At 62.2% G+C, this 17,275-nt stretch carries 15 protein-coding genes and 1 pseudogene; 5 read left to right on the plus strand and 11 right to left on the minus strand.

All coding sequences use genetic code 11. From position 1 onward, the window contains the following. Nucleotides 1-294: 294 nt before the first annotated feature. The 3 genes and pseudogenes from OC537_RS20280 to OC537_RS20290 all read left to right on the plus strand — a co-directional run. Nucleotides 295-771: pseudogene (locus tag OC537_RS20280) on the plus strand (alpha-amylase family glycosyl hydrolase); the annotation flags it as partial. An 88-nt stretch (nucleotides 772-859) separates the two neighbouring features. Continuing rightward, nucleotides 860-1,810: a transposase gene (locus OC537_RS20285; protein ID WP_168236150.1), complete on the plus strand. Its 951-nt coding sequence runs from the start codon at nucleotides 860-862 to the stop codon at nucleotides 1,808-1,810. Nucleotides 1,811-2,288: 478 nt separating this feature from the next. Beyond that, a complete protein-coding gene (locus OC537_RS20290) occupies nucleotides 2,289-2,516 on the plus strand; it encodes a lipoprotein (protein ID WP_262113970.1) in 228 nt (75 codons plus the stop codon). Between the two features lie 161 nt (nucleotides 2,517-2,677). Here the strand turns inward: OC537_RS20290 and OC537_RS20295 are convergent, their stop codons facing one another. The 10 genes from OC537_RS20295 to norV all read right to left on the minus strand — a co-directional run bounded on the left by OC537_RS20295 (nucleotide 2,678) and on the right by norV (nucleotide 12,922). Next, complete coding sequence (locus OC537_RS20295; RefSeq protein ID WP_262113972.1) at nucleotides 2,678-3,358, minus strand: ArsR/SmtB family transcription factor; 681 nt, start codon at nucleotides 3,356-3,358, stop codon at nucleotides 2,678-2,680. Between the two features lie 24 nt (nucleotides 3,359-3,382). Next, the gene (locus OC537_RS20300; protein ID WP_262113974.1) at nucleotides 3,383-3,763 is read right to left on the minus strand and encodes an amino acid-binding protein; all 381 of its coding nucleotides are present in this window, start codon (nucleotides 3,761-3,763) and stop codon (nucleotides 3,383-3,385) included. A gap of 160 nt (nucleotides 3,764-3,923) precedes the next feature. Further along, nucleotides 3,924-5,141 (minus strand): aromatic amino acid transporter, encoded by a 1,218-nt coding sequence (locus OC537_RS20305; RefSeq protein WP_262113976.1) that lies wholly within the window; start codon nucleotides 5,139-5,141, stop codon nucleotides 3,924-3,926. Between the two features lie 238 nt (nucleotides 5,142-5,379). Beyond that, nucleotides 5,380-6,594, minus strand: coding sequence for an aromatic amino acid transporter (locus OC537_RS20310; protein WP_262113978.1), 1,215 nt, complete (start codon nucleotides 6,592-6,594; stop codon nucleotides 5,380-5,382). A gap of 70 nt (nucleotides 6,595-6,664) precedes the next feature. Further along, complete coding sequence (gene tnaA, locus OC537_RS20315; protein WP_262113980.1) at nucleotides 6,665-8,131, minus strand: tryptophanase; 1,467 nt, start codon at nucleotides 8,129-8,131, stop codon at nucleotides 6,665-6,667. Nucleotides 8,132-8,333: 202 nt separating this feature from the next. Next, nucleotides 8,334-8,417, minus strand: a complete 84-nt coding sequence (gene tnaC, locus OC537_RS20695) for a tryptophanase leader peptide (RefSeq protein ID WP_080675260.1) — start codon at nucleotides 8,415-8,417, stop codon at nucleotides 8,334-8,336. A 134-nt stretch (nucleotides 8,418-8,551) separates the two neighbouring features. After that, nucleotides 8,552-9,769: a 4Fe-4S binding protein gene (locus OC537_RS20320; protein ID WP_262113982.1), complete on the minus strand. Its 1,218-nt coding sequence runs from the start codon at nucleotides 9,767-9,769 to the stop codon at nucleotides 8,552-8,554. A 115-nt stretch (nucleotides 9,770-9,884) separates the two neighbouring features. Beyond that, the gene (locus OC537_RS20325) at nucleotides 9,885-10,226 is read right to left on the minus strand and encodes a DUF1971 domain-containing protein (protein ID WP_262113985.1); all 342 of its coding nucleotides are present in this window, start codon (nucleotides 10,224-10,226) and stop codon (nucleotides 9,885-9,887) included. Between the two features lie 51 nt (nucleotides 10,227-10,277). Continuing rightward, nucleotides 10,278-11,444 (minus strand): NADH:flavorubredoxin reductase NorW, encoded by a 1,167-nt coding sequence (norW, locus tag OC537_RS20330; protein WP_262113987.1) that lies wholly within the window; start codon nucleotides 11,442-11,444, stop codon nucleotides 10,278-10,280. Next, on the minus strand, nucleotides 11,441-12,922 hold the full coding sequence (gene norV / locus OC537_RS20335; RefSeq protein WP_262113989.1) for an anaerobic nitric oxide reductase flavorubredoxin: 1,482 nt from the start codon (nucleotides 12,920-12,922) through the stop codon (nucleotides 11,441-11,443). Before norV ends, norW begins: the two co-directional genes overlap by 4 nt. Before the next feature lie 171 nt (nucleotides 12,923-13,093). Here norV and norR point away from each other — a divergent pair, with 171 nt between their 5' ends. Further along, a complete protein-coding gene (norR, locus tag OC537_RS20340) occupies nucleotides 13,094-14,617 on the plus strand; it encodes a nitric oxide reductase transcriptional regulator NorR (protein ID WP_262113991.1) in 1,524 nt (507 codons plus the stop codon). 76 nt (nucleotides 14,618-14,693) lie between these two features. On the opposite strand, the gene OC537_RS20345 is transcribed toward norR, so the two are convergent. Beyond that, nucleotides 14,694-15,698: a substrate-binding domain-containing protein gene (locus tag OC537_RS20345; RefSeq protein WP_106885418.1), complete on the minus strand. Its 1,005-nt coding sequence runs from the start codon at nucleotides 15,696-15,698 to the stop codon at nucleotides 14,694-14,696. 435 nt (nucleotides 15,699-16,133) lie between these two features. On the opposite strand from OC537_RS20345, the gene OC537_RS20350 reads away from it, so the two are divergent. Beyond that, nucleotides 16,134-17,255, plus strand: coding sequence for a branched-chain amino acid ABC transporter substrate-binding protein (locus OC537_RS20350; RefSeq protein ID WP_162520030.1), 1,122 nt, complete (start codon nucleotides 16,134-16,136; stop codon nucleotides 17,253-17,255). Nucleotides 17,256-17,275: the final 20 nt, after the last annotated feature.

Here is a 17,275-nt window from a genome sequence, read left to right on the forward strand (position 1 = left end):
CGAAACCGGTGTCTTCTTAACTCTACTTTAACCCGTAGGTTAGATTAGCCGTCAGGCGTAATCGAACGTTCACGTAAATGGATTCTTCCGCCATCGTTAGAAAACTGGGACACCCACCTAGCCCCAGCTTTGACAACTCACTCCCATTCCACTTTTCTTAAACAGCGCGAAGGGCTGGGACACCCACCTAATCCCAGCTTTGACCAAAAGCTGGGACACCCACTTAGCCCCAGCTTTGACAACTCACTCCCCCTCCACTTTCCTTAAACCGAGAGACCAGAGGGGAGAGCCACCATGACCATCGCCCGTTCACGCCAGATCAGCCTCGCCGATACGCCTTACTATCACGTGGTCAGCCGCTGCGTCCGGCGCGCCTTTCTTTGCGGCCAGGATGATCACTCCGGCCAAAGCTACGAGCACAGACGCCAATGGGTTGCCGACAAGCTGGGTCAGCTGTCGCAGGTCTTTGCCATCGGCATCTGCGCCTATGCCGTGATGAGCAATCACTATCACCTGGTACTCAAGGTGCAGGCCAACATTGCCCATGAGTGGAGTGAACGGGAAGTGGCAGAGCGCTGGTCCCGCCTGTTCCAGTGGCCCTTGCTGGTGCGGCGCTGGTATCAGGGAGAGGAACTGATAGCACCCGAGCTGGACGTTGTGCACCAGCTGATCGCCCAGTGGCGGGAGCGCCTACATTCCATCAGCTGGCTAGTGCGCTTGCTGAACGAGTCGCTGGCCCGCCAGGCCAATCAGGAAGATGGCTGCAAGGGAAAAGCTGGGACACCCACCCAATCCCTGCTTTGACAACTCACTCACCTCACACTTTCCTTAAATTGTCAGACCCGAGGAGAGAACCGCCATGACCATCGCCCGTTCACGCCAGATCAGCCTCGCCGATACGCCTTACTATCACGTGGTCAGCCGCTGTGTCCGGCGTGCCTTTCTCTGCGGCCAGGATGATCACTCCGGCCAAAGCTACGAGCACAGGCGCCAATGGGTTGCCGACAAACTGGGCCAGCTGTCGCAGGTCTTTGCCATCGGCATCTGCGCCTATGCCGTGATGAGCAATCACTATCATCTGGTACTCAAGGTGCAGGCCAACATTGCCCATGAGTGGAGTGAACGGGAAGTGGCAGGGCGCTGGTCCCGCCTGTTCCAGTGGCCCTTGCTGGTGCGGCGCTGGTATCAGGGAGAGGAACTGATAGCACCCGAGCTGGACGTTGTGCACCAGTTGATCGCCCAGTGGCGGGAGCGCCTCCATTCCATCAGCTGGCTGGTGCGCTTGCTGAACGAGTCGCTGGCCCGCCAGGCCAATCAGGAAGACGGCTGCAAGGGCCACTTCTGGGAGGGGCGCTTCAAAAGCCAGGCTCTGCTCACCGAGTCGGCACTGCTGGCCTGCATGACCTATGTCGACCTCAATCCCATTCGGGCTGGCATCGCAACCACACCGGAGAAGAGCGACTTCACCAGCATCCAGCAACGTATCGAGCAAACCGCTGATCTAGCCACACAGACCCCCTTGCTGCTGCCTTTTGCGAGAGAAGGTAAGCCAGAGGCGCTCCCCTGCTATTTTGCCGATTATCTGGCGCTGGTGGATTGGACTGGGCGAGCCATTCGCCTCGATAAGCATGGCCATATCCCGCATCATCTCGCACCTGTGCTCCAGCGCCTGGGCATAGAAGAGGGACAATGGTTGGGGCAAGTCACCCTGTTTCGGCGCCACGGTATCAGAGCGATTGGTGACAAGCTTTGCTGCCAGCGCTATGCCGCCCATTGTGGCCAGACGCGATGTTATCAGCCCAGTCCTTGATACCTGAAAAACTCGCGAGTTCACCACCAATAGATCGATGACAGCGGCCCTCGTTGATGCTGCACGAGTACTGATTGCCCACTGGCAGCCACTGACACTCGCTCAAGCTCACAGCCCGCACTACCACCGCAGTTTCATGCCTTCCATCCCCGGAATCAGCCTGCACACGAATGGGGCTTTCAGGTTATCCGCCATTTCCCATCAGGTGGGTGTCCCAATTAAGAGACCAATTCAGGGAGGAGAGGATGCCGATCTGCAGGTGTCTTTCGATGGAGTTATGTCTTGGAGGAGATGAATTGGAAGGCAAGGCAATCATGCTTTCTGCGCCTTCATTCAGCCCCGGTTAATATATGAAAGTCAGGGGTCTATATAATGGCGAAATATCTGTCATAGGATTGACCGGAATAGCTGCCGGGCCAACGGCTAGAGCAACATATTGGCAGCATTTTCAATATGCATCATTTCAAAGGGCACTTTCATGAAACGTCACCTTATTCTTCTTGGCGCCATGCTGGTACTGAGTGCGTGCTCCTCCACTCCCAGCAGTGAATATACGAAAGCGGGTGCCTCTGAAGCCCAGAGAACAGATGCCTTATCCGAGTGCCAATATCAGGTCAAACTCAACAAGATAGAGGATGAAGAGCAGGCCGAGCTGATCAACCTGTGCATGCAAGGCAAAGGCTTCCGTCTGACCCCGGTGGAATAACCCCCCATGACCGCCTGAAACAATATCTGCCCAGAATAAAAAGCCCCGCATGACGACCATGTTTGGGGCTTTCAATCCTTAGGCAGCAATGGAAAGGCCGCAATCAATCAACCTGTGGCCAAGCTCCCGACTCTCAGCCCCCCGGGCAAGGCTGTGACTCCTCAAAGCACAATGCCTAGCTGCCGTTGCAACTGCCGCTGCCCCTTGGGGGTCAGGGTCAGTTCACGGCTATCCGGCTCACGCACCAGCCACCCCTTGTCCAGCATATGGCTGAGCAGGCGGGCACCCAGCTGGCCGCCAAGATGCATGCGTCGCTCGCTCCAGTCGAGACAGTGGCAGGCAAAGGGGCGCTTGCCAGTCGCCATGCAGTCGATGCCAAGCTGACCGAGATGCTGCTCCCCCTGCGGGGTCAGCCCATAGCCATCAGCCTCCAGCCAGCCCTGGCTAATCAGGCCGTCATGGAGCCTCACCCCCAGCTCGCCCGCCAGATGGTCATAGCAGCTACGGGCAAAGCGCAGCCGCTCCGGGGTCTTGCTCCTGAGCGCCCCCGTGCCCATGTCCACCAGCCCCATCAGTTGCTCCACCACCAGCGCCACCTCATGGCTCGCGATGCGGTAGTAGCGATGCTTGCCCTGCCGGACGCAGGTCGTCAGCCCCTGCTGCTGGAGCCGGGCCAGGTGGCTGCTGGCGGTTGACGCCGACACCTCGGCCATCAGGCTCAGCTCGGTCGCCGTCCAGGCGCGCCCATCCATCAGGGCGCACAGCATGCGGGCGCGGCTGCCATCGGCGATGGCGGCCGCCACCTGCGCCAGACCTTGTTCCAGGCTCTCCTGCTTGCTCATCTCGCTACTCTCTGCTTGCCCCTGTCATTGCCACTCGGCCGTGACCCTGCGGGCCTTGTCGATGTTGTCGGTCACCAGGATCAGCTGGTTGGCATGGTCGCTGTACAGGGTGATGATGTTGACCGAGGCCTCCCCCAGAGCGCTGCAGATGGCCCCCAGCTGCCCCGGCACCTCCTGCTTGAGGCGGCGCACCAGCACCTCGCGCACCGCCACCACTTCCAGCCCCCCTTGCTCGGCGGCCCGGGCCGCAGCGGCTCCATCCCCCACCAGAAAGTGGGCATGGCCTGCACCCCCCAGGGTGAACATGCCGCCCCCTTCCAGGCTGACACCGGCCCGCCCCATCAAGCTCCCGAACTGCCCCAGTGTGCCCGGGTTATCGGGCAGCATCACGTGAATATCGTACATCTCTGACTCTCCTCGATGACAAGAGACTCCAGAGTAATGGCACTGCCAGGGCAACGCTTCGATGGCGGACGAAGTGTCCACCCCTTCTGCCCGTGACGACCCAAGCAAAACGGCGCCCGAAGGCGCCGCTTTTTCTACATCAGATCGCAAGGGATGCCGATCAGCCGGTATAGACAGGCAGCAGCCCCGCCATGTTGAGCAGATGGAAGGCGGCGGTCAGCACCCCGAACAGGATCACCAGCCCTATCATCAGGATACCGCCGGGAGCGCGGAAGCCCGCGCTGCCAGCAGGCGCCGCCTTGCGCACCTTCCAGGCCAGTAGCGGCGGTATGATGCAGGTCCACAGGGTGGCCACGGCACCCGCATAGCCAATGGCCACCAGGAAGCCGAACGGGAACAGCAGGGAGAGCACCAGAGGCGGCAGGAAGGTGACGCCCCAGGACTTGGCGCGACCGGCGCGACTGTTGTCGAACTTGAACAGGTCCGCCAGATAGTCGAACACCCCCAGGCCCACCCCGATGAAGGAGGAGAGAATGGCCGCCATGGAGAAGGCGTTGAGGGCATTGGCCACCGCCTTGGATTCGATCACCGAGCCCAGGGCCTTGAGCAGGGCATCCACGTTGCCCCCTTGCTCGATCACCGGACCGAACTCGCTGCGGGGCAGGTTGCCGAACACGCTCACCAGCCAGATGAGGTAGAAGGTGAGGGCGATGACGGTCCCACCCAGAATGGCTCGGCTGGCGCGGCGCTCCTCGCCGTAATAGGCCCGCATGGACGACACCGAGTGGTGATAGCCGAAGGAGGTGAGTGCCACCGGCAGCATCACCAAGGCATAGGGGGCGTAGTGGGTCTCACTGCCGACCCGATCGAGCAAGAGATCGAGGCGGATGTTCATCGACAGGCCAGAGATGCCGAAGGCAAAGCTCAGCCCCATCAGGATCACCAGCAGCACGGAGATGCGATCCACCGCCCGGGTGGAGTGCCACACCAGCACGGAGAAGACCAGGGTGAACAGCACGGAAGCCCAGTGGCTGCCCATCCCCGTCATGCCATCTATGATGAGACCGGCCGAGGTGATGTAGGCGTAGAGCAGTATGCCGCCGACGAAATAGACGCTGAGGTTGTTGAAGGCATTGACCTTGTTCCCCAGCAGATCCCGGGTCACGGTATCAAAGGAGACGCGCAGCGGATAGCCCTTGTAGGATTCGAGCAGCATCCAGCCAGAGACCGTCATCACCACCATGGTCAGCGCCACCGCGAGCATGGACCAGAGGCTCCAGGCACCCGCGCCCGCACTCGGCAGTCCCAGCATACCGGCTCCCACACAGACGCCGGCAATGATGCATGCCCCGCCCACCAACGATGGTTTCTGTTCCATTACTCCCCCAAACGGATTGTTGACTGGTCACGGCGCGCCGCCGTGCTTCTCCTGCGTTCGCCAATGCTGGCGCCGGGGGACTTTACCCTTCATGCCTTCGGGTATCAAATCCGGGGGCGAATTGATGGGAAATGGGGGCGATATACGGCCATTGCTCCCCTGTTCGGGGTGGTTCAGGCGCCAGACACCACAGGGGGCGCCCGCAGGCGCCCCGTGTCGGCTTGCCGGAGGGTTGAGGTCAACCGGTATAGATGGGCAGCATGCCCGCCATGGCCATCAGGTGGAAGATGGCCGTCAGCACCCCGAACAGGATGACGGCCACCACCATGGGTTGGCCACCGGGGGCCTTGAAGCCGCCCCCTTGTGGCGTCAGCTCCCGGGATTTTTTCGCCAGCAGGGCGGGGATGATGCAGGCCCAGACGGTCACCGCCGCCCCGGCATAGCCGATGGCCACCACGAAGCCGAAGGGGAACAGCAAGGAGAACAGCAGAGGCGGCAGGAAGGTGACGCCCCAGGACTTGGCACGGCCCTGGCGGCTGTTGTCGAACTTGAACAGATCCGCCAGATAGTCGAACACCCCCAGGCCCACCCCGATGAAGGAGGAGAGAATGGCCGCCATGGAGAAGAGGTTGATGGCGTTGGATACCCGCTTGGATTCGATCACCGAGGCCAGCGCCCCGAGCAGCACATCGACGTCACCCCCCTTGGCGATGATGGGGCCGAAGGCATTGCGAGGCAGGTTGCCGAAGATGCTCAGCAGCCACAGCAGGTAGAGCGCCAGCGCGATCAGGGTACCCCCCAGGATCGCCTGCTTGGCCTTCTGCTCCTCGCCGTAATAGGCCCGCATCGACGCCACCGAGTGGTGATAGCCGAAGGAGGTGAGCGCCACCGGCAGCATGGCCAGGGCATAGGGCGCCTGACCCAACTCCTCGGTGAGGGAGTGGAACAGCATGGTCGCGTCTATGTTGGCGGCAAGGCCCGACACCCCGAACACGAAGCTCAGCACCATAAAGGCGATCAAGACGACCGAAATCCGATCCACAGCCCGGGTCGAATGCCAGACGAAGCAGGAGAAGACCAGCACGAACAGCACCGAGGCCAACTGACTATTGATGCCGAGCAGGCCGCTCAGGATCAGACCCGAGGAGGTGATGTAGGCATACAACAGAATGCCGCCGACGAAATAGACGGTCAGGTTGTTGAAGATATTTATCTTGTGACCGAGCAGATCCTTGGTCACCGAATTGAAGGAGGCAGTCAATTCATAGGGTTTGAAGGCTTCCAACAGCATCCAGCCGGAGACCGTCATGATGATCATGGTGAGAATAATGGCCAGCGAGGACCAGCTGGTCCAGGCGCCCGCCCCCGCACTCGGCAACCCCAGCATGCCGGCGCCGACACAGACGCTGGCAATAATGCAGGCCCCTCCCGTCACGGATGGTTTCGATGTCATGTGTTGTCACTCCCGAAATTTCACAGAGCTGTGAAAAAAAAGGGGCACCTGATTAAGTGCCCCTGACTCGTTATGCTTCTATTAATTTTTCACTCTTCTTGCTGACCGCCTGACCCTGAGGCTCGACCTCCTTCAATCTGGCGGTGAAGTGACGCAGCACCGCCGGCTCATAGATAAAGTCGAGCCCCTTCACGTTCCTGGCGTTCTTCTTCACCTCGCCGAAGGCTTCGATGACAAAGTCCATGTGGGTCTGGGTATAGGTGGCGCGTGGTATGGTGAGGCGCAGCAGCTCCGCCGGGCAGGGGTGCTGCTTGCCGGTGGCGGGATCCCGCCCCAGCAGCAGGGAGCCTATCTCCACCGCCCGGATGCCGGCCACCTTGTAGAGCTCGCACGCCAGGGCGTGGGCCGGGAACTGATCCGCCGGGATGTGGGGCAGCAGCTTGCCCGCATCCACAAAGGCCGCGTGCCCCCCCGCCTGCTGGCACACCACGCCTATGGCCTCCAGGCCGTCCACAAGGTACTGCACCTGGCCGATGCGGTAGGCCAGCCAGTCCTGGCGCATGCCGTCGCGCAGACCGACCGCGAGCCGCTCCATGGCGCCCCCCTCCAGACCGCCGTAGGTCGGGAAGCCCTCCTGCACCACGCAGAGAGTGCGGCACTCTGTGTAGACATCCAGCATGCTGTCGTCCTTGAAGCAGAGCAGGCCCCCCATCTGCACCATGGCATCCTTCTTCGCCGACATGGCGAGGCCGTCGGCGTACTTGTAGGACTCCATGGTGATGGCCTCTATGCTCCAGTCGGCGTAGCCGGGCTCGCGCTGCTGGATGAAGTAGGCGTTCTCGGCGAAGCGGGCCGAATCCATGATGACGGGGATGTCGTATTTCCGGGCTATCTCGTAGACCGCCTTGAGGTTGGCAATCGATACCGGCTGGCCCCCGGCGGAGTTGCAGGTAATGGTGCTGACGATGTAGGGCACGTTGGCCGGACCCGCCTCCAGGATGGCCTCCTCCAGCTTGACCAGATCGAAGTTGCCCTTGAAGTCGGCGGTGACCGAGGTGTCGAACGCCTCCCTGGTGTAGACGTTCTTGGCCACGCAGCAGTTGATCTGGGTGTGACCCTGGGTGGTGTCGAAGAAGTAGTTGGAGAGCGCCACCATCTTCTTGCGATCCAGTCCCTTCTCCTGCTCCCGCTTCTTGATGAGTACGGGAATGTAGATCTGCTCGGCGCCGCGCCCCTGGTGGGTGGGGATGGTGAGGGAATAGCCGAAGATCTCCTGCACCGCCTTCTGCAAGGCGTAGTAGCTGCGGCTGCCGCTGTAGGCCTCGTCGCCGCGCAGCATGGCGGCCTGCATGTCCTGGGTGATGGCGCCGGTGCCGCTGTCGGTCAGCAGGTCGATGAAGACGTCTTCGCTGTCCAGCAGGAAGGGGTTCATGCCCGCCCTTATGATGGCCTCCTCCCGGTAGGCGCGGGTGGTGCGCTTGACCGGCTCGATGACACGAATGCGGAACGGTTCGGGAAGATGCTTGAAGTTTTCCATGGATAGACACCCTAGCTTTGAATATTCAGGATGAGTCTCATCACCCGCCATCAATAATGGTTGGCAGCTGGCGAATAATGAGATCGGGTGCACGACATCGCCTCGCCAATAAATAAGGCGAGCGCCAGTGCAGATTATTTCAGATCAGGAATTAAGACGGACTCGTTGCATCCATATAAATGCACAAGCGCCGCGGGGGATATTACAGCGGGAAGAAGAACGCGATTTTATGATCCAGGGTAAACCACTTGGGTGAGGTGATCATGATATTCATGTTGTTGCTCATCTGGTTGAAATTAACAACGACCAATAACGCAATCCATTATGGGGGGCCCCGCCCAAGGATCAATTGCGACATGAGCAATTTGGGATGACGCTAACAGTTTGGCGGGGGATTTTTATACACCCCCCGCCGACGGCTCAATGATTCAACCAGGGCAGCCGTTGCAGCAACTCGTAGCGGTCGGCGAGCGGCGTCTGGCTGACCCAGAACTCCAGCAGTCCGTAAGCGAGCAGCGGCAACACCAGCAGCAACAGGCAGAGCAGACCCAGCAGCCAACGGGGCTCCAGCCTGCGTGCCTTGCTGCCCAGGTGCAGTGCATCGGCGCTTTTGGGGCAGGCGGCGACGCAGCTCATGCAGCTGCTGCACTCGAGGCTCAGCACCGCGATCAGCTGGTGCACCTGGATGCGGGAGGGACAGGCCCGGCTGCACCTGTCGCAGTCATGGCCAGCACTTCGCAGGCAGCGGGCCGGATCCCGGCGAATGCGCAGAGGTGTCAGCAGGCCGAGTAAAGAGAGCCAGGCGCCGTAGGGGCAGAGGTAGCGGCAGAAGCCCTGTCGGAAGGCGGCGGTGAGCAGCAGCACCCAGCCGAGGCAGAGGCCCGAGATCAGGGTCAGGTTGAAGAAGAAGGCCCCCATCTTCATGTCCGCCGCCTGATGGTAGGGGCTGGCGAGGTAGCCGGGCAGGGCGGCGGCGGGTACCGCCAGCAATATGATGAAGAGCAGAAAGCCGAGCACCAGAAACTTCTGGGCCCGCAGCAGCCAATCCAGCCAGCGGGGCGGTACCCACTCCCCCGGCAACAGGCGCGAGCGCAGGCCGTGTAGCCACTCACCCACCAGCCCGAGCGGGCAGAACCAGGCGCAGAACGCCCGACCCAGCAGCAGGGCCGACAGGCAGAGCACCAGCACGGTGACGGTGGCCGCCGGATGGTGCGGATCCACCAGCCCCTGCCCGAGCCAGGCCCGCAGCCCGAGCCCGCCGGCGATGGGCAGGAAGCCGTCCACCACGTCCGGGCGCACCAGCCAGGGGGGTATCCCCTGCCCCAGCTGCCAGATATGGATGCCGTACTGCACAGTCACCAGCCCCCAGCAGAGCAGCAGCAGCTTGCGAGTCCAGGCCCGCAGCGACTGGCTGTTGATCCCGCCGAGTACCGGCAGCGGCCGGTATCTGTGCCACAGGGCGAGGGGGACGACCACCAGCCCCAACCCGAGCCAGAGGGTGAGATCTGCCGCCACCAGCCAGCCGACGAGTAGCAGGCCGAGGGCAAGGCGCCACTGCCAGCCCGATCGCGCCTGCCACGCCAGCAGCACCAGATAGACCAGGCCGGCGGCCATGGTCATGGCTTCAATCAGGCTCATGCATCTCCCTCACAGAACTCATTCGGATAAGGGGGCAGGATAACGAACATCTGAGTTGATTATTTTGATCTGCATGGGCAGAGGGGCCATTCATCAGGATGGCTCCCACCGGCGCTCACCCCTTGCGGCTGTTGAACAGGGGCTGGTCCGACGAACCCTGCTCGGCCCAGAAGTGGATGTTGAAGCGGGCATCCTCCGACAGCTCGACCCTGTGCCAGTACTGGGGCGGGCTGGTGGCAAACTGGCCGGCCCTGATCACCAGGCTGACTTCGGGCTCTTCGGCCTGTTCGTCGGCAAAGCCGTGATAGGTGACTGTGCCCTCCATCACGCAGAGCTGGCCGAACACCCCGGCCGCGGTGTTGTGGTGGCTGAGCAGGGCCTGGGGCACGCTCTGGCGGGTGAAGAAGGGGGTGGAACGACGCACCACCCAGTGAGACGGTATCAGTTGCATAGACATATCGGTTCTCCTCGAGTGGCCGGGTCAACCCGGCCTAGCGTTATCGATGAATCAACGGGGCAGCTGGCGCAGCAGCGGGAAGGCGGCGCTCATCTGATCACCCCCCACCACGAAGCCGCACAGCTCGCCAGCTTCGTCGCGCGCCTCGGCCACCATGCCGTGCTGATTCCAGTGGCACTGCCAGGCGAGATCCTCGCCCTTGGTGCGACCCGCCAGTTGCAGCGGATAGCGCGGCGTCTTCACCTTCACCAGCATGGGGGGCAGGATCAGCGGGGTCGGGGGGCCGAGCAGGGTGCGCGCCAGCGCATTGGCCCCCAGCACTATGGGTTGCAGGAAGGGGAGCAGCTGACCCCGCCACTGCACGCAATCCCCCAGCGCGAAGATATGGGGGTCGCTGGTGCATAGCAGGTCATCGACCAGGATGCCGCGCTCGACCGCGAGCCCGGCGGCTTGGGCCAGGGCCAGATTGGGCGTAAGGCCTATGGCGGCGATCACCAGATCCTGCTCGCTGGTACGGCCGTCACTCAGGGTGACGCGCCAGCCGTCGCCGGGCTGGGCGTCCACTCTGGCAATACCTGTCCCGAACTGCAGGCTGACTCCCTGACTGCGCAGCGCCTGTTGCAACGGCTGGGTCAGGGCGGCGGGCAACAGGCTGCCGAGGGGGCTGCCCGCCAGATCCAGCAGGGTAACCTCGCGACCGTCGCTCGCCATGTCCATCGCCAGCTCGCAGCCAATCAGCCCGGCCCCCAATATCATGATGCGCCTGGCCTGCTGGATCAGCCCCTCGGCGGCGGCGTACTCCTGCTGGCTGTTGAGGGTCACCAGATGCTCGCTGCCCGGTATCTCGGGGCGCACCGCGCTGGCGCCCGTGGCCAGCACCAGCTGGCCATAGGGGAAGCTGCCCTGCGAGGTCAGCAGGGTGCGCCGGGCGGGATCTATGCCGAGAACCTGGCTGTGGGGCAGCAGCGTGACGCGCTGCTGCTCGGCAAAGTCGCTGCCGCTCTGCCGGGTCATGGCGGCGGCGGCACAGCCCCGGCTCACCACGTGGCTCAAGTCCGGCTTGTTGTACTCGTCGCCGCTGTCGGCGGTGATGAGACGGATGGGCTGCACCCCATCCAGCTTGCGCAAACTCTTGACCAGCTGCTGGGCGGCAAAGCCACTGCCGATCACCACTATCTCCCGGCTGGCACCGGCGTCACTCAGGGTTGCTGCATTCATACACAGGCCTCCACGGCGCAGGACTCGAAGACCTCCTTGCCGATGCCGCAGCCCGGGCAGAGGAAGCTGTCAGGTACCTGGGCCCAGGGAGTGCCCGGTGCCACCAACTGATCCGGCTCCCCCTGGGCCGGTTCATAGACCCACTGGCAGACGGTGCAGAGCATGGGCTGATCGTCGTCCCATTCAGCGGCGGCCGGTGCGGCTTGCGGCGCCTTGGCTATCACGGGGGCAGGCGTCACTGCCGCCTGAGTTGTGGTGATCGGACGGGGTGCCTCCAGCGGGTGCAGGGCCCACTGACGGGCGAGCTGGCGGCCATGCTCGCGGCACTGTGCCAGCGCCGAGCCATCCGGGCGCCACTTGACCTTGAGGGAGAGGCTGATGTCGAAGCCCGCGTCCATCAGCCGGGTCTGGATCCTGTCCACCGCACCGCCGGTCCAGCCGTAGCTGCCGAAAGCCGAGGCCCGCTTGTTGCGAAAACGCAGGCCGGTGATCTCCTCGAGCATGCCCGCCACCTTGGGCATCATGACGTTGTTCATGGTGGAGGAGCCCACCAGTATCCCCTTGGAGCGGAACACCTGGGTCAGGATCTCGTTCTTGTCGTGGCGCGCCACGTTGTAGATCTTCACCGCCACGCCCGGGTCTACCTCGTGGATGCCCTGGGCGATGGCGTCGGCCATCATGCGGGTGTTGTTGGACATGGAGTCGTAGAACAATGTGATGCGATCCTCCTGGTAGTGGTCGGCCCACTCCAGGTATTTCAGGATGATCTGGGTGGGATCCTCGCGCCAGACGATGCCATGGGAGGTGGCCACCATGCTCACCGGCAGGTTGAAGCCGAGCACCTCCTTGATCTTGGCGGTCACCAGGGGGCTGAAGGGGGTGAGTATGTTGGCGTAGTAGCGCTGGCACTGCTCCATCAGCTCGGTCTGATCCACCTCGTCGTTGAACAGGTGCTCGTCGCAGTAGTGCTGACCGAAGGCGTCGTTGGAGAAGAGCACCGCATCCTCTGTCATATAGGTCATCATGCTGTCGGGCCAGTGCAGCATGGGCGTCTCGATGAATACCAGCTGCTTGCCGTTGCCTATGTCCAGGCTGTCACCGGTCTTGACTGGGTGGAAGTTCCACTCGGGGTGGTGATGGTGGCCGGTGATGGAGTCGATGGCGTTGTGGGTGCAGTAGATGGGGGTGCCGGGGATGCGGGCCATCAGCTCGGTCAGGGCGCCGGCGTGATCCTCCTCGGCGTGGTTGATCACCACATAATCGATGGAAGCGAGATCGATCTCCGCCGCCAGGTTCTGCACGAACTCCCGGCTGAACTTGTGATCGACGGTATCGATCAGCACGTTCTTCCCTTCGCGGATGAGGTAGCTGTTGTAGCTGGTACCCTTGTGGGTCTTGTACTCGGTACCGTGGAAGTCGCGCACCTCCCAGTCCCGTTGGCCGACCCAGTGGATGTTGTTCTTGACGTGAATGCTCATCAGGCAGTTCCTCAGCAGGCAATAGTGAATGTGTGACTGAATTCCCTATTGCAGCGGACGTGCCAACTTATAACTTATTGTTTTTACTAGATTACAATATCTGTCATTGTCATTTAAACAACTCCTCTCTATAGTCAAAATCACAAATACACTGTCATTTGGACAATCATCGTGATCTCGACCGACAGCCTGGCGCGCATCGCCCTCGACCTGCAACTCGGCATCTCCCACCAAGACAGGTTCCACCGTCTGATCCAGAGCGTGCGCAGCCTGCTGCACTCGGACGCCTCTGCCCTGCTGCGCTACGAGGGGGGCCAGTTCATCCCGCTCGCCATCGACGGCCTGATGCAGGACGTGCTGGGCCGCCGCTTCGCCCTCAAGGATCACCCGCGCATGGAGGCCATAGCCCGGGCTGGCGACGTGGTGCGCTTCCCTGCCGACAGCTCCCTGCCCGACCCCTACGACGGCCTGATCCCGGATCACGACGACTTCAAGGTGCACGCCTGCGTCGGCCTGCCGCTCTTCTCGGATCAGACCCTCATCGGTGCCCTGACCATAGACGGCATGAACCCGACCCAGTTCGACGGCATCAGCGACGAGGAGTTGCGGCTGGTGGGGGCCCTGGCCGCCGCCGCCCTCAGCAACGCCCTGCTGCTGGAACGCCTCGCCCGCCAAAGCAGCGAGCCCCTCGCCTCAGCCCCCCATGCCGAGGGCCAGCCGGAGATGATAGGCCACTCCCCCGCCATGGCCCGGCTGCGCCACGAGATAGACGTGGTGGCGAGCTCGGAGCTGAACGTGCTGATCCTGGGGGAGACCGGGGTCGGCAAGGAGCTGATCGCCAAGGCGGTGCATCAGGGCTCACCCCGCGCCGGAGCGCCCCTGGTCTATCTCAACTGCGCCGCCCTGCCGGAATCCGTGGCCGAAAGCGAGCTGTTCGGTCACGTGAAGGGGGCCTTCACCGGCGCCATCCACAACAGGGCGGGCAAGTTCGAGCTGGCCGACAAGGGCACCCTCTTTCTGGACGAGATTGGCGAGCTGTCGCTGGCGCTGCAGGCCAAGCTGCTGCGGGTGCTGCAATACGGGGATCTGCAGCGCATAGGTGACGACACCCCCCTCAAGGTCAATGTGCGCATCCTGGCCGCCACCAACCGGGATCTGAAGCAGGCTGTGGTCGAGGGGCAGTTTCGGGCCGACCTCTACCACCGGCTGAGCGTCTTCCCGATCCAGGCCCCGGCGCTGCGGGAGCGCCCCGGCGACATTCCCCTGCTGGCCGGTTATTTTTGCGAACGCTGCCGGGTCAGCCTGGGGCTGGAGCGGCTGCGCATCCTGCCCGGGGCGCTGGCACTGCTCGAGGGTCACGACTGGCCGGGCAACGTGCGCGAACTCGAGCACGCCATCCACAGAGCCGCCGTGCTGGCCAGGGCCGAACAGGGCAGCCAGTCCCCGGCCCTGGACGCCCACCACTTCAATCTGGGGGCGGCGGTCTCGCCGCCGCCTGCCGCCAGCACGGCCACCCCAGCCCCGTCCGTTGCCACCGGCCTCGGCCTGCGCGCCGCCACCGACGCCTTCCAGCTCCAGCTGATAGAGCAGACCCTCGCGGCCCAGGACGGCAACTGGGCCGCCACCGCCCGGGCGCTGGCGCTGGACGGCGGCAACCTGCACCGGCTCGCCCGGCGGCTCGGCCTCAAGCCCTGAGGGGCGGAGCCGGACCCCAACAACAAAAACCCCCTCGCGAGGGAGGGGGTTTTTCGTGGTGCCTGAGGCCGGGCGATCAGCGCAGGGACTTGACCGAGCGACGAACGATAAGCTCGGGCTGAACCGTCATGGACTCGACTTCCAGGGCCTTGTTGCGGATCCGGCTCACCAGATGCTGCACCGCTAGCAGGCCCAGCTCGGCCTTGGGGTGGCGAATGGTGGTGAGCGGCGGGCTGGAGAAGCGCGCCATCTCCACATCGTCGTAGCCGATCATGGAGATGTCGTCCGGCACCTTGACCCCGGCTTCCCAGGCGGCGCAGATGGCACCAATCGCCATGGGATCGTCGAAGGCAAACACCGCCGTCGGCCGCGGTTTGAGGGCCAGGATCCGCTGCATGGCGTCGTAGCCGCTCTGGCTCTCGTAATCCCCTTCGAAGATCTGCTCGTCCTTCAGGGTCAGGCCATGCTCGCCCAGGGCGTCACGCACCCCGTCCAAGCGCTGCTGGGTGGTCGGCTTGTCGATCTGGCCCGTGATGCAGACGATCTCGGTGTGACCCTGCTCCAGCAGATGACGCACGGCCAGGCGCGCACCTATGCGGGCGTTGTCGTTGATCACGTTGGCAAAGTCGCACTCGGTTCCCCAGTCCAGTACCACCTGGGGCACGTTCTTGTGGATCCGCAGCATGTCCCGCAGCGGGGTGTCGATGTCGGTCCCCAGCACCAGCAAACCGTCGACCCGCTTCTCCATCAACATCCGCAGATAGTGCTGCTGACGGGGGGGCTGGTTCTCGGTGTTGCACAGGATCAGGCTGTAACCCTGTTCGAAGCAGTAGGCTTCCACCCCTTGCACCACTTCCGCAAAGAAGGGGTTGGCACTGGTGGTGACCAGCATGCCTATGGTCTTGGTCGAGTTGATCTTGAGGCTGCGCGCTACCGAATTGGGCGCGTAGTTGAGTTCTGCCACCGCCTCAAGCACTTTCTGGGTTGCATCTTCGCTGACCCGACGGGTGTGATTGAGTACATGTGAGACGGTGGAGATGGATACGCCTGCCCTGGAGGCGACATCCTTGATAGTGGCCATCTCTGTCTCCTGAATAACAAAGGCGGAACAGTAGCAGATTTCCCGAATAAAGGCTTGGTTTTAACGAGAGCTGCCAGCGAATTGTCAATCTTGGCTAATCTAGGCGGTCATTTCTTTTTGCGCAAACGGAATTTGGTCAAAATGAGAGCGGACGCAGAATGAAATATCGTCAGTTTTTTACTCTGAAAATTGTCACCGTGACAATTTGTTGTCAGTATGTTAATCGACATATGCGATATTAAACTCCAAAATACAAACTTAAGCAGGGCATTTGTTTCATAAAAGCCCTACCCAAGCCGTTCCGGTTAGTATCTTTAACATCTTGTTATTGCACGGCGAGGAATGATAGAACCTTATCTATTGCCGGGCTGGCGGGACACAGGCCCGGAATGACACACGGAAAATGAAACAATCCACTGATTAAGGGACGAATCAATGAATAACTTGAGCAAAATGGCAGTCAGGGCAGCGGTTTCTTTGGCTCTGTTTGGATCAGTCTCCATGGCCAATGCGGCCGATACCATCAAGATTGGCATCGCCGGTCCCCTGACCGGCCCGGTCGCCCAGTACGGTGACATGCAGTTCACCGGCGGCAAGATGGCGGTCGAACAGATCAACAAGGCGGGCGGCATCAAGGGCAAACAGATCGAAGCCGTCATCTATGACGACGCCTGCGATCCCAAGCAGGCCGTGGCCATCGCCAACAAGGTGATCAACGACGGCGTCAAGTTCGTGGTCGGCCACCTCTGCTCAGACAACACCCTGCCCGCTTCCGACATCTATGAAGATGAAGGTGTGCTGATGGTGACCCCGGCCTCCACCAACCCCAAGATCACCGAGCGTGGCTACCAGCTGACCATGCGCACCATTGGCCTCGACAGCGACCAGGGCCCGACCGCCGCCAAGTACATCATCGAGCAGGTCAAACCCCAGCGCGTGGCCGTCATCCACGACAAGAAGCAGTACGGTGAAGGCATCGCCTCCAGCGTCAAGGCTGCGCTGGACAAGGCTGGCGTCAAGGTAGTGGCATTCGAAGGCATCACCGCCGGGGACAAGGACTTCTCCGCCCTGATCGCCAAGCTGCAGAAAGAGAACGTGGACTTCGTCTACTACGGCGGCTACCACCCGGAGCTGGGCCTGATCCTGCGCCAGGCTGGCGAGAAAGGCCTGAAAGCCAAGTTCATGGGCCCGGAAGGTGTGGGTAACAAGGACATCTCCGCCATCGGCGGCCCGGCCTCCGAAGGCCTGCTGGTCACCCTGCCGAACAAGTACGACCTGCTGCCTGCCAACGCCTCCATAGTAGAAGCCTTCAAGGCCAAGGGTCAGGACTCCTCAGGCCCCTTCGTCTGGACCACCTACGCGGCCATGCAAGCTCTGGCAGCCGGTATCGCCAAGGCGGGCGAGGATGATCCCGCTGCCGTGGCTGCCGCCATGAAGGCCGCACCGATCGACACCGTCATGGGTCCCCTGACCTGGGCACCGAACGGTGACCTGAAGGGCTTCGAGTTCGGTGTCTTCCAGTGGCACGCCGACGGTACCTCCACTCAACTCAAATAATCTGCCGGTCGGGGGTGACA

This window comes from Aeromonas sp. Marseille-Q5825 (genome assembly GCF_946892685.1).
In the GTDB taxonomy this organism is placed as follows: domain Bacteria; phylum Pseudomonadota; class Gammaproteobacteria; order Enterobacterales; family Aeromonadaceae; genus Aeromonas; species Aeromonas rivipollensis.